A 22,406-nucleotide genomic window follows, 5' to 3' on the forward strand; every position below is an offset into this window, starting at 1 on the left:
TCGTGGAATGGCTTTGTATTGAACGATTCAGGCTATTAGCTTAGGTTTATTTTGACGAATCAATTACATTGCATCTAAAGCTAATGAATGCCGAAGTTTTCTTGGCATTACTAATTACTTCAATGTTTCTATCCTGATATCCGTATTTTCCTTTTGTACTAAACGTAACGTTTATTGAATCTTTCGCTTCTGGTAAAATAGGATAGTCTGGCCATTTAGGAATAGTGCAGCCACATGTTACTGCGGCATCTTGAATTATCAATGGAACTGTCCCCGTATTTTGAAAGTAGTATGTGAATGGAATAATTGTGTCCTTTTCTACTTTACCAAGCTTAATTACTTTCGACTCAAATTTTAGCACTGCATTATTTTCTTGCCCCATGGAAAGCAGACAAGAGTTTAAAAGGATAACTAGCAATAATAAATTTCTCATAGCAACAAAAAAGCCGTCTCTAACGAAACGGCTTTAATGAATTAAGTTTTATAGACTAGTTATCTACAGGTAAACCAGGAGTTGTAGGTTTAACTGGAGCTTCAGATGGAACTGAAGGTAGAGCTTCTACTTTTCCTTTTATTTTAATAACCTTAGATGCGCTTTTAGCATTTGAAGAGATAGTGATTGTTTTAGTAAAAGCACCAATCCTTTTTGTGTCATAACGTACTTTGATTACAGAAGACTCACCTGGATTAATTGGTTCTTTTGGCCAATCAGGGATAGTGCATCCACAAGATCCTTTTGCATTTGTAATAATCAAAGGCTCTTTTCCTGTGTTCTTAAATACGAACTCTCTATATGGGTCAGAATTTTGTTTGATTGTTCCATAATCCAAAGTTTCATTTTCGAATTCCATGATAGCGGCATTAGGATTAACAACCGCAGGTGTTGTTTCTACTGCAGGTGCTGCTTTACGAGGAGTGCTACTTTTATTACCTGGAGTGCTTTTGAATTTTACTGGTCCATTCTGAGCCAAAACAGTTCCGGATGCAGTTAGCATACCTGCTACGATGCAAATGCTTATGATTGATTTTTTCATTGTAATAAGTTTGTGTTTTTATTATAGTTACAAATATAGACAAAAATGCCTTTTGCACTTTTGCCTTTAACGTCAGTTATGTTGCTAAAATTGTGCCACTTTCGACGCCAATTCTATCTAGGATTTATTAGCGTCTTTTAGTAGCTTCGCATTCCCCTAAAAACAGTAATACAATGGAGATTTCAGGCAATTACGATTTTGTAAAAAGTGAAGAAAAATGGTATTCGCATTGGATGGATCGAGGTTTTTTTAAATCTACTCCTGATGATAGGGAACCATATACAATAGTTATACCTCCTCCAAATGTTACCGGTGTTCTGCACATGGGGCACATGCTCAATAACACACTTCAAGATGTACTTATTCGTAGAGCTAGAATGCAAGGAAAAAATGCTTGCTGGGTTCCTGGAACCGATCATGCATCTATTGCAACTGAGGCGAAGGTAGTGGCTAAGTTAAAAGAGGAAGGAATAAGTAAGAATGATCTTTCTCGAGATGAGTTTTTGGAACATGCTTGGGAATGGACACATAAGCATGGTGGAATAATCTTAGAACAGCTTAAGAAGCTTGGTGCTTCATGCGATTGGGATCGAACCAGATTTACATTGGATGAAGATTTGTCTGTTGCCGTTACTCAGATGTTTATTGACTTCCATAAAAAGGGATACATCTACCAAGGGGTTAGAATGGTAAATTGGGACCCCGTTGCTCTTACTGCTCTTTCGGATGAAGAGGTAATTCACAAAGAGAAGCAGTCGAAGTTATATCATATGAAGTATGATATAGTTGGTGAAGACAGACAAGTAATAATTGCAACTACACGACCTGAAACAATATTAGGAGACACTGCAATTTGTGTAAATCCAAACGATACTCGTTACGATTGGCTTAAAGGCAAGAAAGCAATTATTCCAATTGTAGGAAGAGAGGTTCCTGTGATTTTCGATGAGTATGTGGATATGGAATTTGGTACAGGAGTACTTAAAATAACACCTGCTCACGATGTAAATGATTACAACCTTGGAATCAAACACAAGCTAGAAACCATCGATATATTTAATGACGATGCAACGATTAACGAAGTTGCTAAGCTATACGTTGGCTTGGATCGATTTAAGGTGAGAAAGAAAATTGTGGTTGATCTCGAAGAGGCTGGACACATTGATAAGATTGAAGACTATACCAATAAAGTTGGTCATTCGGAACGTACAGACGCAGTTATAGAACCTAAATTATCTAAGCAATGGTTTTGTAAAATGGATGAGTTAGTTAAGCCAGCAATCTCTGCAGTAAAAGATGGTGAAGTGAAGTTGCATCCAGATAAGTTTTCTAAAACTTATTTCCACTGGATGGAGAATATCCAAAACTGGTGTATATCTCGACAGTTGTGGTGGGGGCATCGTATTCCAGTTTACTATTTACCGGATGGGGAATATATTGTTGCAGCTACTGTTGAAGATGCAATTGCGCAAGCAAAGGAAAAAGGATTTGGAGCGGATGATCTTAAACAAGATGAGGATGTATTGGATACTTGGTTCTCATCTGCACTTTGGCCTTTGTCTGTTTTTGATGGAATAAAAAATCCTGATAATGAAGAAATAAACTATTACTATCCAACGAATGATTTAGTAACGGCTCCAGAGATTTTGTTTTTCTGGGTAGCACGTATGGTTATTTCTGGATACGAGTATAGAAATGAAAAGCCTTTCGAGAATGTATACTTAACGGGTATTGTTCGTGACGAACAACGTAGAAAGATGTCGAAGTCGTTGGGGAATTCTCCAGATCCGATAGAATTGATGGGGAAATATAGCGCTGACGGTGTTCGTGTTGGTATGTTATTTTGCTCACCTGCAGGGAATGATTTAATGTTCGATGAGAAGCTTTGTGAACAAGGCAAGAAATTCTATAATAAGATTTGGAATGCTTTTAAATTGATTAAAGGATGGGAGATTGATGCGTCTTTATCTCAGCCAGAAACTTCGAAGATTGCTATTGATTGGTTCGATTCTAAATTTAGTATTGAACTTGAGAAAGCAAATTCTAGCTACGATCAGTATAAGATTTCGGAAGTTCTAATGATTTCTTATAAATTAATCTGGGATGATTTCTGCTCAAATTATTTAGAGATGATTAAACCAGAATATCTAAAGCCGATTGATAAAGCTTCTTATGATGCGACGGTTAAGGATTTGGAGAAAGTACTAAAGGTGATCCATCCCTTTATGCCTTTTATTTCTGAAGAGATTTGGCATTTGGTTGGAGAAAGATCAGACGATGATTGTATCATGGTTTCGGAATGGCCGGCTGTTTCTGCGATAGACCAAGATGTGATTAAGAAAATGGAAGTTGCTCTGGGTGTTATCGGAGGAGTTCGTAATATTCGGAAACAAAAGAATATTGCTCCAAAAGAAAAACTGGATCTGAAGGTTAAAAAAGATGATTCGATCAATTCTTCGTTTGATTCTATCATTGTTAAAATGACGAACCTCAATAGCATTGAAATAGTAGAAGAAAAAATGGAAGGAGTTCCTTCTTTTATGTCAGACGCAACTCAATATTATATTGATTTCAAGGAAGAGGTTAATGCAGAAGAAAAGGCCGAAGAACTTAAGAAAGAGCTTGTTTACTTTAAAGGCTTTTTAACAGCTATCGATAAGAAATTAAGTAATTCTAGGTTTGTGGATAATGCACCAGAGCAAGTTATTGTTGGTGAACGAAAGAAACGACAAGATACCGAAACGAAGATTAAACTAATCGAAGAGCAACTTAGTTCTTTGGCATAAGCAGTAGAATGGATAGTGAACTTATATCCATAATAATGCCTGCGAAGAATGCTTCACGATTCATTCGCGAATGCCTCGATTCGATTGTATCTCAGCAAGAACAGAACTGGGAACTAATTATTGTAAACGACAATTCGTTAGACGATACAATGGCTATAGCCTCTGGTTACTCTGCCAAAGATTCCCGCATTCAAGTTCTCGATAATAATGGCAATGGAATTATTGATGCGCTTAAAACAGGCTATCGTATATCGAAAGGGAAGTACACTACCCGTATGGACTCCGACGATATAATGCCTGCAATAAAATTAAAGGAGTTAAAGAATATTCTAATATCGAATGGAGAAGGGAATCTTGCGACTGGCAAGGTAAAGTACTTTCCGGAGGATGAAATTAAAGAAGGCTTCCTTAATTATGCCAATTGGCTTAATATGCTGTGTGCAGAGAATAGCCAGTTCAATGATATATACAAAGAGTGTGTGGTTGCGTCACCTTGTTGGATGATTCATCGTACGGATTTTGAAGCGCTGGGTGCCTTCGATTCAAGTATGTATCCAGAAGATTATGAGCTCGTTTTTCGATTTTACAAGTATGGGTTGCAAGTTGTCTCTTCTCAAGATGTGTTGCATCTATGGCGAGACCACCCGTATAGGGCTTCGCGAAACGACGAGAATTATTCCAATCCCCATTTTTTCAAACTCAAAACAAAGTTCTTTTTAGAGCTAGAATTCGACAACACGAAAGAATTAGTATTATGGGGAACTGGGCCGAAGGGAAAGGCGCTTGCCGATAATTTATTGGCCAATGATGTTTCCTTTACTTGGATGTGCAACAACGAAAGAAAGTACGGCGTGAACATTAAAGGGTTGATAATTGAACCTTACGAAGATTTGAAGAAGAAGGATAATTATCAATTAATCATTGCTATTTCACAACGTAATGCGGTGGAATATATAAGTTACTATTTGGGTGAGCTTGGACTCGCGAGAAACAAAGATTATTTCTTTTTCTGTTAGGGTGTAATGTTATTTATATAATAATATAACTGATTAAGTAAAGTAGTTTATTTAATAAACTATAATATTTATTTACAATGAAATACGAATGCTTCGTTTGGATCCGTTTCTGTATATTCGATAAAATCAATTCATGAGACTATTCCGCAAACTGTTGTTTTTAGTTTTACTCTTAGGATGTTCAGGGATTTCTTTCGCGCAAGACAAGGTATTTACCCAGAGTTATAGCGCACCAATATATTTAAACCCAGCATTTACTGGTTATACAGATGAGGTCAGAATTGTATCCAATTACAGAAATGCTTGGCCAGCCCTTAACGGGCAATTTATAACGCACAATGTTTCGTACGATCAATATATAAATAAACTGGGTGGAGTGGGGCTTAATATGATGCGAGATAAAGAAGGTGATGCGTTAAAGACTTATTCGGTGTCGATTAACTATTCTCCAATGTTTAGGCTTTTTAAAGAGAAATTGTCAATTAGTCCTGCGATAGAGCTAGGATGGAGAAGAAAAACCTTAGACTGGTCGAAACTTGTTTTTGGAAATCAAATTGATGATCGGTTTGGGTTTGCTCATCAGCAATCCACGGAGCTTATGGAACCTCAATCAGATGTTCTAGATATTAATTCGGGAATATTAATTAGTCATGGAGGGTTCGTTTATGGAATTGCGGTGCATCATTTAACAACACCGGATGAGGGACTAGGGAGTGTTTCGTTACTGCCTAGAAAATATACGGGTCATATACTTTACTCTCTTGAATTCGAAAATGAATTCCGATTTTCTCCGTCTGTAATATTTCAACGACAAGGAGATTTTCAAATGATGACACTTGGTATTATGAGTGGATTTAAGGATGTGAAATTTGGAATTGCATATCGTAATGGCGACAGCTTTATTGCGATGGCCGGTTATAGGCACAAAGCTTTTGCTTTGAATTATAGTTATGATGTAACAACGTCAAAACTTAATATTCAGAACTCCAATGGAAGTCATGAGTTGAGCCTCACGGCTAAATTTGGCGGCAAAGACGAGAAGAGAAAGGGAGTAGACTTTGTGAGCTTTTAAATAGTTATTCTTAATTCAGATGATAAAAATATTTCAGTTTCTTGTAAGCGAGCTTTTAGGAAATGCTATTCTCTTACTGGCTGGACTGGTAATATTTTGGAGTGTTAAAAGAGAATACGGTGCTTATCGTTGGAATCCAAAAGGCTTTATTATTTCCTATGCTTTAACTTTTGTAGGTGTGGTTTTGCTTCTATTTAATCTTTTTGTGAAAAAATAGAAAACCGCAATAAGTAGCATTTTATCACACTTAGGTGTCTTTTAATGCCAAAAATAGATGTTAAGGTGATGCAATTGTGCATTTTTAGAAATAAAGAAGTCGGCCTTTCAAGCCATCCACCCTATTGTATTCGAGCGTTGGAAATGGAACTTTAATAAGGTTAACCACTTGAAATATTTTCTTGAGCCATTTTTTGTTTGTCGGTATTTTTGTGAAATCGACATCTAAGGAAATTAGAAACTGACGGTGTCTTTCTAAAGTTATGTAGTCTCCTTCATGATAAAGTACCGGGTTATAGAATTCGTAGATCATACCATTTGCGCTATAGCCCAATGCCACATTTAGCCAAGACGGTATCTTTTTACTTTTAGTAATCTTACTCACGTTTGCCGACAACCAATAGGAGTGTGCATTATAATCGTAGAAGAACCTTTCTACTTGTGTTGTGCCTAAATAAGAAGAGTATTCAGGATAGATGCTTGGGGAATATGAGAATTTCATAAGTACAATTTGATCGTCCCATAAAGCTTCTTGAACTGTAAATAATAAGGAGCCAAAAGTATTTGCTGCCATGTCGTACCATGAGAATCCCCAGTCTTCGTACATACCATCAAATATTTCTATAGGAGTTTGGAATAACAAACCGACGGGCCCACCAATAAGGAGTGCTTTCTTCTTACTCAGACCAGTTCTGCGTAACGCATTATATGCCAGATAGCTTTCCCTATATGCACTATATCCATGTCCCCATTTATCTATTTGTAAATAACCTTTCGAATCGTTGTAAAAGTGAAACGGTACTCGTTCATGATCGGTATACCAGATGTATCTTAGAAATGAAAGTCCAGCTGCATACGACACTACCTCGGTTCCAATTGTTCTATATAGTTTTTTCTTGTTTAGGCTATCTGGGTATGTCTCTGATATGCGTTGCGCATCACAATTAATTATAGCTAGTAGCAGAGAAAGACAAAGAATAATAATTCTCATGAAATCAATGTGATTCTTATTTAAAATATTCACCCTCGTAACAAGGCGTTTTATTATTGGGTTGGTTTTTAACTAAAACCTGTTCTTCTCATTGTTCCGGCATATTGAAAATATTTTCCCCCCTTAGTAGTTATATTATAGTCATGATCATAATGAAGCGGGTTCTGGTTTAATAGAACGCATAGTTGTTTAAATATACTCGGTAACTCATATTTAAATTCCTTTGGCGATTCAAAGAAATGTTCAATGCAGACAGGGAAAAATTCATGTTTAGTTGCCGCCCCATACTTTCGTAAAATGGAATCTCCATTAGCTTTAAGTATTTGATACTCTTTAGATGATACTGTGAAAAAATCTTTGATATTCTCCTTCATTTCATCACTCGCAAATTGATTGGTAAACTGACTCATAAAGGCGTGTGACATTTCATGCACCCCAAGGTTAATGTTGTCGTCTTCAACCTCGAAACCTTCTTTAATATGTTTCCATGAAAAAAAAATTGAAGTTTTGGCTGCGGTGGCACCTCTCATTTTACCTTTGTTAAAAGGAAGATTGAAAATACTTGGGTACACATGGATGTAGTCATATTGGAAAAAGTGATAATCATCCAATCCATAAGAGATCTGAATTGCAGCAGAGGATATTACAATTTTTACTAATTCATCAATTTTTAGACCTTCCTTACCGATGAATTTCTTTTGCTTAATGAATACTAAGAGTCGGTTTAGGAATTTAGCCTTTCCTTTAAGTGAAAGTTTATTATAGTAGGTGTTGTATTGGCTTAATTGCTTGTCTAATTGCTTGTATTTACCTCGGCTAATATCATTCCCGTACAATATTCTATTGTAATAAAACTCCATGGTCGGAGATTTTAAGAAAAAGATCAATAGAACAGAAAAAAAGAATCCGAAGAATAAAACTCCTGCCATTATTTAAACGTAATTAAACTATTTCGATTCTCTAGTTTCCCTTAAATAACTGCAGCACTTTCTGAGTTTCATTTCTAGGTGTAACTAATTTGATATTTTAATACTTCTTAATTTGATGATTTGCTAATGTAGTAAAATGAAGTATCTGATAATGAGAGGATATTATAACTTTTTCGATATGAATTTTATAAGTTACTTATCTCTCATTAACATTTTCACCCAATTGGTAAAGCAAAATCACGTCAATCATAAAATGTGCAGCTATGGCAGATATCAATCCATAAGATTGATATAAATAACCGATTCCCGCAATTACGAAACAGGTATATATTCCATAAACGCAGAGTGGTTTGTTTTTAGGATTGAGGTATCCGTGAATCGCAATAAAAATAATTGACGTTAGCCATATTCCTAATAGAGGTTGAACCTCTGCTCTAAATAGAATTTCTTCACCAAAGCCAGCGCAAAAGGAGATGAAAAGTATTTCGGGGATAGAGAGGTTAAATTGTTGGATGAGGTTGGAGAAGAAAGTACGAACATCATTCAAGTAATTAATTTGAATTATCTGCCAAGCTACTATCGAGGTCACTAGTCCGTATGACAAGCCAATCCCAAGCTCTAAAAACCAAGGTGAATCGGAATTGAAAATAGAGGTGATATCTTTTTCTTGAAAGAAATAGAGCAGTGGCCAGCCTAAAAGAGGAAACACAATAAGGGTAACGATGCCAAGTAAAAAGAATGATTTACGCGTCATCTTGTTCGACTATCTTAGTTTTAATTGGTCTTTTGTAAATGCTATTCATAACAATGCCGCCAACAACAAGTGCCATTCCAAATAGAACCATAGGACTTAAAGCCTCATCGAATATATAGTATCCGAATATTATTGGGTAAACAATTCCGAAGTTGCTAACGGGTACAATTTTTGAAACTTCTTCCAGTTGGTAAGCTCTAGTCATAAATACTTGCCCACCGTGTGCTGCTAATGCAAGTAGAACGAGATACATTAGATCAGATAAGTTTAGTGGCATCCAATCAAAAAGAGCAATGGTACCAACTACCGGAATAGAGGCTAAAGGGAAATAAAATACAATGACATCTGGGTGCTCCGAGTCTTTGAGCTTTCTAATTATATTATAAACAAAACCTCCAGCTAAGGCCGAACAAATACCAGTAAGTAGCATGATAAAACTAATTTCATGATCGAATCCTTTAATGAGAACAATGCCTATAAATGCGATTAGAAAGAATAGCCATTGTATTGGTGCCACTTTTTCTTTTACAAAGAATATTGCGATGATTACCGCAAAAATGGGAGAGAGGTGATACAAGGTGGAGGCTGTTGCTAAAGAAACTTCTTTAATTGTAATAAAGAATAAAATGAGAGCAGTGGCACCGATTAAACCTCTTGCAATTAAAAGAATCTTGTTGTTACCCCATGGATTTACGCCTTGTGCCTTAAGAGTTATTCCGCTGAATATTAGAGCGAATACCATGCGCATAAAAACGATTTGAAAAACAGGAATATGTGGAATGCTTTTTACAAAAACGCCCATTAGCCCAAAAGAGAGGCTTGCTATTAATATGTAAAACATTCCTCTAGTCATGGAAATTAATTTTCGCAAAGATAGCGAACTTGAGAAGGCTGGAAGGGGATAAGAGTCTTAGTTTTTAGTTGGCATTTCTACATCCGACCACAGCTCTTCTTCTGTGAGGGTGTCAACAACTCGGAATTCACTACGCCGATTTAGTTTACGTCCTTCTGGGTTGTCTGTACCATCGGCGTTTGTGTTTAGTGCGATAGGGTTAGATTCCCCATAGCCTTGTGCCGTAATTCGGTCTTTGTTTATTCCTTTATTTGTGAGGTGTTTTACCACGCTTTCCGCTCGTTGTTGAGAGATTTTTATGTTTAATTCATTCGACCCCTTACTATCTGTATGAGACATAACTTCTAATACTAACTGAGGGTTTTCTTTCAGCATAACAAGCAAACCACTATTTATACTCTGCTTAACCGCTTCCGATAGATTTGTCTTTCCAAATTCAAAGTGTATGCTCTCTAATGCAATAGGGTCTTTTGGAATTACCTTCATGATTATTTCTGCAAGCACCGTATCCGATTTGAGTAATTCCAAAGTGGAAATTTCAGTAAACGAGTTGAAGTATCCATCTTTCTTTGCCTCTAGAATATATTTTTGTTTTGGTTTTAGATAGAGCGTAAATGATCCATTTATGATTTTAGTTTTTTCTAGTAAACTCTTCTCTCCGTTTTCATCTACTATGTATAAGTCAAGTTCACTATCCCCATCTACTAATTGCCCTATTCCATCTCCTTCATTTAGTAGTTTTCCAAGAATCACACGATCAACAAATTTCAATGCGGTTATTTCGTAGAGATCGTCGCAGCATGTCTCGTTATAGAGGGATTGACCACCTTTTCTGTTCGAAACGATATATCCATTCCTATCGTTAGGATTAAGTATGAAATCCAAGTCGTCTGCCCTGGAGTTGGCGGGGATACCAATGTTAGTAGCAGGTACCCATCTGCTTTTTTCACCAACTGTAGAAAAAACATCCAAACCACCAAAGTTTGGACGACCGTTAGAACTGAAATATAATGTTCGCGTGTCTTCGTCGAAATATGGTGTCATTTCTGTTCCTCCCGTATTGATTTTACTACCTGCGTTTTTGGGGTTTCGATAGTGTTTTTTCTTGGGGTGATACTCGGTATACCAAATATCTGTTCGGCCCTTTCCTCCCGGACGGTCGGAGACGAAATAGATTAACTCATGCCCCTTTTTCGAATCTCTTGCAACGGTAGGATGGGAGGTGGAAAATCCTTTTAGATTTATTTGATCGTTAAATGCAATAGGCGTGGACCAACCTGTATCTGTAATAGAAGTGTAATATAGTTTGCAGATATTTTTAAACTGTCGGTTCTCATTACATTGCGTGAAATAGAATTTGGTACTGTCGAACGAGAATGTTCCATTGGCAACTTCTGTGGAGTCGGAGTTGAAAGGGCCTTCCCATTCCCCATCAAATACCCATCTGTTTTCCTCGTTTTTATGAGCCTTGTATAATTTCCTCGTAGGGAGGTTTATTGTATCCAGTTGGTCTTTATTGTAATATTTCGGACTGTCTTCTTTCAAAGAACCATATACCAATATTCGATTAGATAAAGGTATTGGCGAAAAATCGATGTGTGGGTTATTGATCGTTGGAGGAAGATGCCTGATGTCGTATTTTATAGAAGTATCGGGGAAGTTTAAAGCCATTTCACAACCTAGCAGCTCGGCTTTTCCTAGCTTTTTTAGGGATAGGTCTTTTGCTAGTTTGGCCAGCTTTTTAAATTTAAATAATGTTACTTGGGCTTCTTCGTATTTTCCGTTTGATTTTTGCATTGTGCCTAAATAAAATACGGTTTCCGGATGCTTCTCCAATACTTTGTCTTTTACCAATAAGTATTCCTGTTCTGCTCTAATGTAGTTCTTTGTGTGTCTGTATAATTCGGCTAATTCAAAATGATACTTTGATTCGGCAGGCTTTAATTCTACGAGTTTTTCGTAGTATGCTAAGGCAATGAGTATACTTCCTTCTCTCTTGGCTTGATTGGCCAGTTTAACCAAACGTGAAGATTTTTCTTCTAAGACTTTAAAATTATCGGTTTGACCGTATCCGTTTAAAATGGATAAGATTAATAATGTGGATATAATTATTACTCTAGCTATCATTAGAATCGGGTACACGGTAAAACAACAATTTCATTTTTCGTGCTCGGTGAAGTAAAGATTAAAGAAAATTCTATCGCTCCTTTTCTAGAGTCTACACCACTTAAGTCGGAAATATTGTAGTCGTAACTTAATCCGAAATCGAAATTTCCATAAGTAACACCAAAAACAGGTACGAAAGAATCAAGGTTTCTACTTACACCATGTCTGTAGTATAAACCTGTATACACCCAAGGTATAAATTGAAGTAATGATCGGAACATTACATTACCTCCAAGGATTATTTCATTGGCTCCAGCTGTCCATGCAACCAGTATTTTTGGTTCAAGTCGTAGGGTAGACGTTATGTCGTATTGAACAAAAGTATGTAGTACCTTTTTTGTTCTGAGTTTTTCAGTGAAAGATTGGAAATGCGTGTCTTTTGGTCGGTTAAAATGATTCAAAGCAAACCCGCTTTCTATATTAAATCGGTTGTATTCTCTCTTCCAGACGAGTCCAGTATTCATATCGAAATAAGAAGATGAATTGTTTAGTCCTGTTTCATTATTAGGTAGTCCTGTATCAAAAGCATCAGGATAATAAACCCATTGATTAGGAAACGTAAAATCATCGAAACTTGCTTTCCTGAAAACGGGGCCGAATTGGAGGCCAAGACGAAATATATTTCCTCTGAACTCTGTGGAGTACGAGCTTGAGAATAATATTTTATTTCCTGAGATGTTTAAATCTGCGTATTTGTCTTGCGTTACTATAAAACCTAGATCAAGTTTTTCTGCAAGAATATATATAGGTTTTTCAAAGCCGATCATATAACTTCCAATAGACTCCTCGCCAAGTGTAACTTGTTTCCATTGTTCTCTGTAATTCGCAGAGGCTCTAAAATCTCCTTCGTAGTTACCTGTAGAGGCAGGATTCAGAAGAATATCTTGCGCGTAAAACTGAGAAAGGTGAATGTCCTGACTTTTGGCCGTTAGGATAACAGTACATAATGAAAGTATAAGGAGATATTTTCTTTTCATTTAGTATTTCCTTTTTACCAGAAGGTAGAGGAGGAGGCCGAGTTTGCCATTTTAGTGTATTGGTCGTCTGTGAATATTTGAGGTAAGCATACGTTAAAGAACGACATGATGTTATTTATTTGAGGAGAGTAAAACGCTCCTGAAAGATTTTTTTGAACCGTATCGATATATACACAGCTATCGACATAGTTTGAGAAGTTATCACCAAAAGAGAAAATATCTGCAGGTGTATCGCAAATCGAATCTCCAGTAATTAGGCAATTACTGCCATCTACCAATTCATTTCCGTTACCAGCAAATGTATGACTTAGGCCGAAAAATAAACCGATCCCTGCTGCTAGCGAATTATATTCCGTTATAACAACGCTGTTATTGTTAGCTAGCGCTGAAGCAGAGGATGGGTTAGAAATAGAAGATGCGAAGTAGACGTTTATTACTTCATCTCTATTGTATATGGTTTGAATTTCCTCAAATTCATCTGTTGGATCGAAAGTTGAATAATTATGATTCTCAATTAAATTTGATTCACATATTTCGAATGAAATACATATCGGCTCGAATAATTGATTTAGGTCATCTATACTAGTAGCTATAAGCGCCGGACTAAAGGGGTATTGTCCATTGTCTGAAATAACATGTGTGACCAGCGTAAATGTCTTGTTTACACAAGGTAACCTGTCTTGAGCACTAACCAAGGTAATGCTTAAAAGGATTATTGAAATGAATGAGATTAAAGCGTTGATTATCAGGCTCATCAAATACTTGGTTTATTACGAAAGTACGATTAATTACATATTTTTATACGCATAAGTCCTGAACCTAGATACGATAACTTCGTACAAAATATCAAATTATAAATAGATTTGCTTTAGAAATTGAAAAGGTTATTAGCTGTATTTTTTCTCGTTAATATTTCAATCTTGGTATTGGGTCAAGTGCCATCTGTTTCAGATACAATTGGCTGTACGCCATTTACTGTAGATTTTAACGACGCCTCTTGCGAACAGTTGTTTTGGGACTTTGACGATGGCGCTTCTGCATTTGACAATTGCACACCTTCTCATATTTTTTTGAACAGCACAAATGCAGTTTTGAACTATACTGTAGAATATAGAAAAACGGAAACTGGACCGGTTGAGGGATCGTTTGAGATAGCCGTTTACCCCGAAACACAACTTAGTATTTCTGCTAGTGATAGCGCTGGATGTACCTATGAACCTGTTGTTTTTTGCGATGTTTCAGACAATTCGGTTTTTCCTCCTGCAATGACAATTCTGGAAAGGAGCTGGACGTATGGGGATGGTTCTGGCTCATCAACTGTTAATCAATGTGCTAATACAAAACAATATCTACAGGCTGGAAGTTTTGATGTGTCTTTGGCAATAACTACGAATATTCCATCTTGTGATGTAACACAACTTTTTGGTGATTTTATCACTTTCGTGACTAAGCCTTCTCCAATTTCGCTTAGCAGTCTTACTTATAGCTCTTGTGATACATTTTATGAGCAGACTATCAATGTGGTAAATCCTAACCCAGATTTAATATATACATGGCTTCTTCCTTTTGATAGTATAGTAAATGGGATTTCACAAGATATATTCATTGATACTACTGGTAGTCATATCCTTTTCGTTTACTCAACAGATACTCTAGATTGTAAATCACATAGTGGTTATAAGATAATTACTATTGGGACACCAGTAGTAGATTTTATTATTGATGATACCCTATGCATCAATGTTGAATATACAATAGCAGATAGTTCAACGGGTAATTTGCAAAACTGGGATTATGGTTTTTCAGGGAATTTTGTTGAGTTTTCTGATTCGATTAAAGATCTACATCCGATCGTTTTTTACGATACCGCTGGGGTCAATTTTATAGAACTAATAACATACAATGGTCCGTGTTCCGATACATTAATAACAGAGGTTTACGTGGAGGAGCCAGTTGTGAGCTATACATCATCACCGGATTACACATGTTCTTCTTCAACTACGGCAACTTATGTAGCCACGTCCAATGTTCCGGTTAATTCGTGGATTTGGCATTTTGGGGATGCTGGTTTTGATTTTGTTCAAAACCCCACGCATGTGTTTAGTACATATTCTGACCAATACAATATGACATCTGATTATTCTCATATAGATACCGTAAAGATAGTTAGTCAAGCAGGTTGCCCAGCTTTCTTTGCAGACCAGGATACTATTGCGGTACCTAAATCACGATTGTATTACGATAAGAATAATGGTTGTGTACCGCTAACAGTTAATTTTTCAGATTACAGTAATTCATTAGATTCAATTGTTCAATGGAAATGGGTTTACGATGATGGGAATGAATTAGTAGCGTTAACAGGAAATGGGGTAAGCCATACATACGTAGATACCGGTACCTATAATCCTTACTTGGTAATTAATACTGTCTCTGGCTGTTCAGATACTTCTTTCCTAATGGAGGTACAAGTAGGGGATGTTCGAGTGTTGGATTTTACAATATTAGGAAGCCCAGCCTGCCCAGGTGATGTGGTCACTTATACGAACACAACGATTGATCAATCTAATGTAGATGCATGGCGTTTCTCTTCAGATGATAGTAGGTTGTTTCATTGTTATGGGGACGATGCACCATCATGGACCCATGTAACAGATACAGGGGCTTTTTCTGTTACGTTGGAAGCCGAATTTAATGGATGTTATTCATCCGTTACACAGGTCGATGCTGTTCAGGTCGATGGAGTGATTGCAGATATTCAATACCAGATGAACTGTGATACTCCTATGGATGTCTCTTTTGTAAATAATAGTCAAGGAGAAACAAGTATTAGCTGGGACTTTGGAGATGGTACAGTTGGTATGTTAGATACAGAAATACATACCTATGCGGTGGAGGGAGATTATATTGTTGTGCTTGAAGCATTTAATCCAGCTTCCAGTTGTGGCTCCACAAAAGACACTGTTTATATTTCAATAAGAGATAGTATCCGGGCAGATATTACTATTACAACTATGGGGCAAATTCAAGATTCCATTATTTGTAAAGGAGTTGATTATGAGTTTAATGCCACGGCTTCTTCAGATGTAACTAATTATCCATACCGGGGATATCAATGGCTTTTTAGTGATCCCGCAATGCGACCAATCGTAACAGGCGATAGTATATTTTCTTTTGGACTTTTAAATGGAGGAGATCAAATAGTTTATTTGGTTGTAGAAGATGATAATGGGTGTACAGATACTGCCTCGTTTCCAGTTTTTGTAAACGATATTGGTAGTTCATTTACAATATCAGACCCTGATAATAGAGTATGTTATCCCGATTCTATTGATTTCACAGTTAACGGGTATAATCCAATATCACAAGCAACACAGTTTTGGAGTTTTGGCGATGGAACTACGAGTAACGATATAAATCCTAAACATGGTTATGATGGGTTAGCTGCAGATACTGTGGTTGTTGTTTTGGAAGTAACAGATACCATAGGATGTGTCGTAATATCAACGGATTCAATATTTAGATATGATATCAGTTCAACTATAACCGTTGTAAATGATGAAGATGAAATATGTGTTGGGCAAACTGTAAGCTTTACTGCTGATGACTTTACGCTAGAAGGATCTAACCTATCGTTTGAGTGGGATTTTAAAAATGGGAGTGCGATAGACAATGCACAGAATCCAAGTTTTGAATTTGATCAAGTATTGCACGACTCCATTACTCTGGTTTTTACTGAGCTAAATTCCGGTTGTAAGGATTCTATAAAACACTATATGTCTGTTGATGCAACTCCTACATCTTGGTTTTATTCGGAGGGTAATTTTTGTAACGAAACGCAAATATCCTTTATCGATACTACAAACGATTTGAGTATCAATCAGCATTGGGAATGGTTTAATGGAGAGGAAACCAAAACGCTGGATAATTCTACGACTATGTACGATATTTATTATCAAGGCCTAGATAGCGTAACACTTACTTTGACTTCACCAAATGGTTGCTCAGATCAATTCGACACATCTTTTTATGTAGCTAACCCATTGGGTAAGTTCTCCATTGATGTAAATAATATATGTAAGTCAGAAACTATTGTGTTCGATACAACCGAATTTGTCAACTTTTACTCTTGGGTTTGGGATTATGGTGATGGGATTATTGATACGTTTTATATAGATCAGCCAACCCCTCGACCTTGGCCTCATCAATATAACTTTTTACCTACCGGTGGTAGTACTCCTGCCACTTTGGTAGTGTATGATGAAACCGGAAAATGTAATTTTGATACGTTGACAGAGATATTTATTCATGAGGTTCGAGCAGAATTTAATAGGAACAACGACAGTACCTTTGCCGATACCAGTCTGTGCTTTGGAGAGAGTATTGTTCTTACTGCAATGGCTAAAAACGCAGATAGCTATCAATGGGATTTAGGAGACAATAATACCTCTCAGTCCCCAACCACGATTAATAAGACCTATGAGTCGACTGGGACTTTCTCTGTTCAATTGATTGTAGAGAATACAACAGTGGGTTGTTCGGATACTATAGTGAAGGATATTATAGTAAATGATTTGCCTATTGCAATAGCAATAGCCGATACTTTTTGTTATAACGGGACACAGCGATTAGAAGTATGGCCACCATCATATGATTCTGTGGCTAATCATTATGCATGGACACCATCCGAGTTTTTATTAGATAGCGCTAATAATCCTAATATTTCAGTCAATGATTCAACTGGATTTAAATTAGTTGTTACCGATAAATATACAGGATGCGCTTCATCGGATTCTACTTATGTACGGATAGTGCCTGAAGTTGATGTTAACCCATTATGGGATACTACAGTTGTAATTGCCGATACGGTAGTACTTCCTGTTAGCACAAATAATGGTTGGTGGACTTTTATATGGGAAGATACTACTGGCCTGTCTTGTTCAAATTGTAGTTACCCATTTGTTAATCCATTAGAAGATGTAATTTACAATGTTACCGTTGATGATATTCTGGGTTGTGGAGCTACAGATGTGGTGCTTATTATTGAATTAATAAAAGATATTCATTTAGAAATGCCAACTGCATTTACACCAAACGGAGACGATAATAATGATATTATTAGCTTAGAGGGTTGGGCTGTTAAAGACCTTTTGTCTTTCCAAATATTTAACAGATGGGGAGAGAAAGTATTTGAGACCGACAATATGGAACAAGGCTGGGATGGATATTATAAAGGCAAACTACAGAATAACGATATCTATGTGTATAAGATTAGTGCCATGAGCTACTATAATGTAGAGCACAATAAAGAGGGGTATTTTACTTTGTTGAAATAGCGATCTCTAACTTTCAAGCCCCATTATTATATTAATTTAGTTTAAGATTTAGCGAGTATAGAAGTGTACTATATATAAGAGAGTAATCTGTTAATTTAAAATCTAGTTATAATCTTAATTCAGGTATAGTTTGAAAATAAAGAAGTCAAGTTTAATATGGAGCATTATCGCAACTTTAGTTCTATTGGCTGGGAAAAATATTTCTGCATCAAATAACTGTATATCCGATCTAGAATACTCATCACCCAGAAATAATTCAACATCTGCAGGGTATAATTCGACGATAATATTAAGATACAAAGACGTAATTTCTGCGGATAAAATATGCCTTAAAAATATTACTGTGGTGGGTAGTGTTTCCGGGGAGCATTCTTGTTCATTTGAGCTTATTCGGGATGGAAGAACACTAGTGTTACGACATTCGATTCCCTTTGTGGCTAAAGAACAAGTAACTGTTTCGGATGGAAACAATCCTCAGAATGATTTTTCCTTTAGTGTGAGACATGAATTAACAGCAGCTCAAATAGTTGAATTTAAGCGAGAAAATGGTGAACTGGATGAGGGAAATGTGAATTCTAAATCGGTAGTTCTTCCAGACTTTTTTCCTGAACTAACAGTAGATCTAATTGATTCAACGGCTGAAGGTAATATATTTCTTACTGGGCCAGGAGGAATGAACTATCCGGGTTTTGTTTACCTAATTGATAATAGCGGAGACGTTCTATGGGTAGATGAGGTAAATGCCTATGATTTTAAAAGAGTATCGAAGGATAGGATGAGCTACTTCGATGATTATGAATGGTTTTTTTATCTCATGGATAATTCATTTACAAAAATTGATTCTTTTGAATGCGATAACTTGGATACGGATTTTCACCACATCGAATATTTAGAAAACGGAAATGCGCTTGTCGGTTCTTTTGTTTATCAGACATTCGATATGAGTCAATGGGTTACTGGTGGAAACCCAGCTGCCTATTTACGCTCATCAATTATTCAAGAAATTGATTCGCTTTCTAAGTCAGCTGTTTTTTCATGGAATGGGTTCGACTATTACGACCCAACCGATAATGTGCACAACTCGCTTACCGATTTTATTATTTCAATAACACACATTAATTCATTCACAGAAGATTATGATGGCAATATTCTAATTTCTGCAAAAAAACTAGATGAAGTAACTAAAATAGATAGAGTTACTGGAGATATAATATGGAGATTAGGGGGTAAGAATAATGAGTTTACGCTATTAAATGATTCTGTGTTTTTTTGCCACCAACATGATGTGAACAGGTTGCCAAATGGTAATTTAATTATGTACGATAACTCCAATTATACTGGAGTGCAACCAAGAGCCATAGAGTATAAGCTAGACACGGTTTTAATGACCGCTGAAGTTGTGTGGGAACAAACGCATAATCTTGTTTACGATGCTCCTAATATGGGGAATGTGCAGCGTTTGCCAAATGGTAATTCTCTAATATGTTGGGGGAATGCATCGGGATCAGTACCCTCTGTAGTTGAGTATGACTCGTTGGGTAATAAGCTTTTTGAGTTGTTTATTGATAGTGGAGGAAGTCCATCTTATAGAGCCTATCGTTTCGAGTGGCCTGATACGCTAACAACAAATTTCTTTAAGAAGGGAACTGTTGTTAAGCCTTTGTTAGACACTTATCCTAACCCTGCTTCCACTGATGTGAATGTTGTCTTTAGTTTGGTTGATGGAGCTGATGTTGAAATAGTATTGTTAAATATAGAAGGAGTAGTACTCGAATCTTTAATGACTACACGCTATACATCAGGGTTTCATCAAGTTCAATTGGATGTATCCGAATATGCAACCGGCTCGTATTTTTTGATTCTGAATGCGGATGGAATTAAACGGACAAGAAAAATTATTATATCAAGATGAAAGAAATGGTGTTCGACTTATTCTCGAATAATCTTTCGCGTGAGTATGTTGCCGTTCATATTCAACGTAAGAATATATATCCCTGGATTTAAACTGTTCCCATCGTAATTTATATTGTGAATCCCTGAAGGTTTTTTTTTGGTTTAGAATTGTTTTAATACGCTTCCCCGACATATCTCTAATGTCTATAGTTACGTTACCGTATGAATGGTTATAAAAAGTAATCTTTGTGTTTGAACTAAATGGGTTCGGGTAGTTTAGGAACAATATGTCATCCTTATCTAACGATTTTTCAATTAGGGTAGGGAAATTCGTCCCCCACATAAAACGATATGCTCTATAGGACATGCCACTATACGTGAGCGCACTATCAATAAATAGTTCAAAAACTTTTTGTCCGGCTGGATTAAATTCGGTCACATTCGGATTCGCTAGGTTTACGCCTCCCCAGCAAACAAAGTAATTCCCATTATCTAGATATTGCACATTGCCTTGGTTGTCAGCAGATAGTATATAATTATTTTCGAATTCTTTCACCAAAGTAGCTGTCATGGCATTCATGTCTAATTCGTATTCTACAACTCTTGGTTTGTTTGATGTGTAGTTGGCATTATCGTAAAGTAATATATTACCGTTCGGTAGCTCTTGAGCATCGTGTTGACTGCAAAAACCTAATGAGTCATTAATAAAAGTAAAGTCGCTATTGTTTCCTCCGAGTCTCCAGATAATTGAAGAATCAATTGTACTTACCTTAGTTACTTCATCGAATTTTCGCAACGACAATAGAATATTGCCATCCATGGTTTCGGACACAGAATTCATATGGATGTAATTAATGAGGAAGTTCGCGTAATTAGTCAGATGTTTATTATCCGCATAGTCTAAAACGCCAAGGGTTGTCCATTCGTAAAGCAGATCTTTAGTAGCAATATCTAACTCTTGGATATAATAATCTTTAACCACTCCTTGATCTGTAAATGACGGGTCTAAATATGTTAAGTCAACATCCGCTATCCAATCATAGCAAAGTAATAGAGGGTTTCCGTTCTGTTTGAAATATATGTCATGGTAATCTGTGTTCCGATCTTTAGCGCATTCTATTGAATCTACTATAGTGTAGGTGGTATCCATCAGGTAGTACTTGTCGCTTTCGGCATAACCAAGAAGAGTATCTTGAATTACTTTTAAATCCTTTCCAAGGTGCTCCTTGTAGTAAATTGTGTTGCCCAAATTATCTAATATTATAGAGTATTCGATACCAGAGGTTGATGTGGTAGTTAAGAAAATAAATCCCTCTTCAGTTTGTCCTGTATGTTGAATCTGGAAACTAGGGTAATCAACGGGAGTTGTAATAGGAATAGTAGGTTGTCCGTAACTATTAGTAATCCCACAAATACATAGGCTTATGTATATTGAAAAATATAAATATGATTTGTTTACCAGCATATTACTTGTGGATAGTCTTCAAATTTCGTTGAAAGGTATCTTTAATATATAGTTATTACACTTTTAATAGAGGTAAACACCAAAAAGGAAAGAAATTATTTATTCTGAATAGATATAAATTTGTTTCAGAAGAGAATATTTAGGTTATAAGTAGTCGATTAACTGAAATCAAGCTGACATGGGGTATTCCGAATTTAATTAATCTATCATTTATTGTTTTTTTGAATAATTAATTATTGGATGGATTTATTGAATCATTCTTAAGGTATAGCCAGTGTGTAGTTTTCGTATGTTACTTAGCTTAAGGTGTTTTAAAGTTTAAACTGGTGATTTTTTAATGAGTTATTTCGGATATTTAGACAATTGAAGTGTATTAAAGTACATAGGAAGGAGAAGGATTAAATTTGAAAGGAACCAGAATTTGAAAATATGAGATTATCTATCGGAAGTGTTATGAAATTTTTAACTGTAATGTTATTTGCGGTTATCACATTTAGTAATTCATCAAGAGCCCAAAATGTATACAGTCAGGTTACTGCGATAAATGGATCGACTATTTCACTTTTGGCGGGTGAAGGAGCGAACTATGGTGTAGATACAATGGTGCTAATAATTCAGATGAAAGGTGCTGATATCTACGAAGCTAATGATGCGGGATATGGCGCTGTTACTGGTTATAATAATGCAGGAGCTTATGTGTTCGGAACGATTCTGTCTATGCCTGGCGCGGATGATATTTTAGTAGATGCAGATGTGTCTAACTTTAGTACTTCTGGTATGGTACAAGTTATCAAAGTAATTACAGGAGACGCTAGTGGGAATTATACTCAGGGAGCAATTACTCCTCCGGCATGGGACGGTTATACTGGCGGGGTGTATGCTGCCAATTTGTGTGGGGACTTTACTTTGTCTGGTGACATT

17 protein-coding genes are annotated in these 22,406 nt (G+C 36.4%); 7 read left to right on the forward strand and 10 right to left on the reverse strand.

What is annotated here, in order from left to right; translation table 11 throughout:
• Positions 1 to 46: 46 nt before the first annotated feature.
• Together HRT72_01540 and HRT72_01545 are read right to left on the reverse strand one after the other, a co-directional pair.
• Positions 47 to 433: a DUF1573 domain-containing protein gene (locus HRT72_01540; GenBank protein NQY66395.1), complete on the reverse strand. Its 387-nt coding sequence runs from the start codon at positions 431 to 433 to the stop codon at positions 47 to 49.
• A 55-nt stretch (positions 434 to 488) separates the two neighbouring features.
• Positions 489 to 995 carry a DUF1573 domain-containing protein gene (locus HRT72_01545; protein ID NQY66396.1) on the reverse strand — a complete coding sequence of 169 codons (507 nt, stop codon included), beginning with the start codon at positions 993 to 995 and terminating at the stop codon, positions 489 to 491.
• A gap of 212 nt (positions 996 to 1,207) precedes the next feature.
• Between HRT72_01545 and HRT72_01550 the strand changes: the two genes are divergently transcribed.
• The 4 genes from HRT72_01550 (at position 1,208) to HRT72_01565 (ending at position 6,125) form a co-directional block, all read left to right on the forward strand.
• On the forward strand, positions 1,208 to 3,820 hold the full coding sequence (locus tag HRT72_01550) for a valine--tRNA ligase (protein ID NQY66397.1): 2,613 nt from the start codon (positions 1,208 to 1,210) through the stop codon (positions 3,818 to 3,820).
• Between the two features lie 8 nt (positions 3,821 to 3,828).
• Positions 3,829 to 4,836, forward strand: a complete 1,008-nt coding sequence (locus HRT72_01555; GenBank protein ID NQY66398.1) for a glycosyltransferase family 2 protein — start codon at positions 3,829 to 3,831, stop codon at positions 4,834 to 4,836.
• Positions 4,837 to 4,969: 133 nt separating this feature from the next.
• On the forward strand, positions 4,970 to 5,908 hold the full coding sequence (locus HRT72_01560; protein NQY66399.1) for a PorP/SprF family type IX secretion system membrane protein: 939 nt from the start codon (positions 4,970 to 4,972) through the stop codon (positions 5,906 to 5,908).
• Between the two features lie 19 nt (positions 5,909 to 5,927).
• Positions 5,928 to 6,125, forward strand: a complete 198-nt coding sequence (locus HRT72_01565) for a hypothetical protein (GenBank protein ID NQY66400.1) — start codon at positions 5,928 to 5,930, stop codon at positions 6,123 to 6,125.
• A gap of 84 nt (positions 6,126 to 6,209) precedes the next feature.
• Here the strand turns inward: HRT72_01565 and HRT72_01570 are convergent, their stop codons facing one another.
• From HRT72_01570 to HRT72_01600, 7 genes are all read right to left on the reverse strand, one after another.
• Entirely contained in the window at positions 6,210 to 7,115 is a 906-nt protein-coding gene (locus HRT72_01570) for a DUF2279 domain-containing protein (protein ID NQY66401.1), read from the reverse strand.
• Positions 7,116 to 7,183: 68 nt separating this feature from the next.
• A complete protein-coding gene (locus HRT72_01575; protein ID NQY66402.1) occupies positions 7,184 to 8,044 on the reverse strand; it encodes a zinc-dependent peptidase in 861 nt (286 codons plus the stop codon).
• A gap of 196 nt (positions 8,045 to 8,240) precedes the next feature.
• Complete coding sequence (locus HRT72_01580; GenBank protein ID NQY66403.1) at positions 8,241 to 8,798, reverse strand: CPBP family intramembrane metalloprotease; 558 nt, start codon at positions 8,796 to 8,798, stop codon at positions 8,241 to 8,243.
• Positions 8,788 to 9,669, reverse strand: a complete 882-nt coding sequence (locus HRT72_01585; protein ID NQY66404.1) for a DMT family transporter — start codon at positions 9,667 to 9,669, stop codon at positions 8,788 to 8,790. The genes HRT72_01580 and HRT72_01585 overlap by 11 nt, the downstream gene beginning before the upstream one ends.
• Before the next feature lie 39 nt (positions 9,670 to 9,708).
• Complete coding sequence (locus HRT72_01590; protein NQY66405.1) at positions 9,709 to 11,778, reverse strand: OmpA family protein; 2,070 nt, start codon at positions 11,776 to 11,778, stop codon at positions 9,709 to 9,711.
• Positions 11,778 to 12,794, reverse strand: coding sequence for a PorP/SprF family type IX secretion system membrane protein (locus HRT72_01595; GenBank protein NQY66406.1), 1,017 nt, complete (start codon positions 12,792 to 12,794; stop codon positions 11,778 to 11,780). The genes HRT72_01590 and HRT72_01595 overlap by 1 nt, the downstream gene beginning before the upstream one ends.
• Before the next feature lie 14 nt (positions 12,795 to 12,808).
• The gene (locus HRT72_01600) at positions 12,809 to 13,549 is read right to left on the reverse strand and encodes a hypothetical protein (GenBank protein NQY66407.1); all 741 of its coding nucleotides are present in this window, start codon (positions 13,547 to 13,549) and stop codon (positions 12,809 to 12,811) included.
• A gap of 120 nt (positions 13,550 to 13,669) precedes the next feature.
• On the opposite strand from HRT72_01600, the gene HRT72_01605 reads away from it, so the two are divergent.
• Positions 13,670 to 18,127, forward strand: a complete 4,458-nt coding sequence (locus tag HRT72_01605) for a PKD domain-containing protein (GenBank protein NQY66408.1) — start codon at positions 13,670 to 13,672, stop codon at positions 18,125 to 18,127.
• A gap of 130 nt (positions 18,128 to 18,257) precedes the next feature.
• Entirely contained in the window at positions 18,258 to 20,039 is a 1,782-nt protein-coding gene (locus HRT72_01610) for an aryl-sulfate sulfotransferase (protein NQY66409.1), read from the forward strand.
• Here HRT72_01610 and HRT72_01615 read toward each other — a convergent pair.
• Positions 20,031 to 21,485, reverse strand: coding sequence for an aryl-sulfate sulfotransferase (locus HRT72_01615; protein ID NQY66410.1), 1,455 nt, complete (start codon positions 21,483 to 21,485; stop codon positions 20,031 to 20,033). The genes HRT72_01610 and HRT72_01615 overlap by 9 nt on opposite strands.
• A 429-nt stretch (positions 21,486 to 21,914) precedes the next feature.
• On the opposite strand from HRT72_01615, the gene HRT72_01620 reads away from it, so the two are divergent.
• Positions 21,915 to 22,406: hypothetical protein (locus HRT72_01620; GenBank protein ID NQY66411.1), on the forward strand; the 492-nt coding region annotated here is incomplete at its 3' end.

The organism is Flavobacteriales bacterium, from assembly GCA_013214975.1.
Classification (GTDB): Bacteria; Bacteroidota; Bacteroidia; order DT-38; family DT-38; genus DT-38.

What these genes read in the sequence shown, in the direction of transcription:
- HRT72_01540 (NQY66395.1), bottom strand. Translation starts at nt 433, where the DNA reads ATGAGAAATTTATTATTGCTAGTTATCCTTTTAAACTCTTGTCTGCTT.
- HRT72_01545 (NQY66396.1), bottom strand. Translation starts at nt 995, where the DNA reads ATGCTAACTGCATCCGGAACTGTTTTGGCTCAGAATGGACCAGTAAAA.
- HRT72_01550 (NQY66397.1), top strand. Translation starts at nt 1,208, where the DNA reads ATGGAGATTTCAGGCAATTACGATTTTGTAAAAAGTGAAGAAAAATGG.
- HRT72_01555 (NQY66398.1), top strand. Translation starts at nt 3,829, where the DNA reads ATGGATAGTGAACTTATATCCATAATAATGCCTGCGAAGAATGCTTCA.
- HRT72_01560 (NQY66399.1), top strand. Translation starts at nt 4,970, where the DNA reads ATGAGACTATTCCGCAAACTGTTGTTTTTAGTTTTACTCTTAGGATGT.
- HRT72_01565 (NQY66400.1), top strand. Translation starts at nt 5,928, where the DNA reads ATGATAAAAATATTTCAGTTTCTTGTAAGCGAGCTTTTAGGAAATGCT.
- HRT72_01570 (NQY66401.1), bottom strand. Translation starts at nt 7,115, where the DNA reads ATGAGAATTATTATTCTTTGTCTTTCTCTGCTACTAGCTATAATTAAT.
- HRT72_01575 (NQY66402.1), bottom strand. Translation starts at nt 8,044, where the DNA reads ATGGCAGGAGTTTTATTCTTCGGATTCTTTTTTTCTGTTCTATTGATC.
- HRT72_01580 (NQY66403.1), bottom strand. Translation starts at nt 8,798, where the DNA reads ATGACGCGTAAATCATTCTTTTTACTTGGCATCGTTACCCTTATTGTG.
- HRT72_01590 (NQY66405.1), bottom strand. Translation starts at nt 11,778, where the DNA reads ATGATAGCTAGAGTAATAATTATATCCACATTATTAATCTTATCCATT.
- HRT72_01595 (NQY66406.1), bottom strand. Translation starts at nt 12,794, where the DNA reads ATGAAAAGAAAATATCTCCTTATACTTTCATTATGTACTGTTATCCTA.
- HRT72_01600 (NQY66407.1), bottom strand. Translation starts at nt 13,549, where the DNA reads ATGAGCCTGATAATCAACGCTTTAATCTCATTCATTTCAATAATCCTT.
- HRT72_01615 (NQY66410.1), bottom strand. Translation starts at nt 21,485, where the DNA reads ATGCTGGTAAACAAATCATATTTATATTTTTCAATATACATAAGCCTA.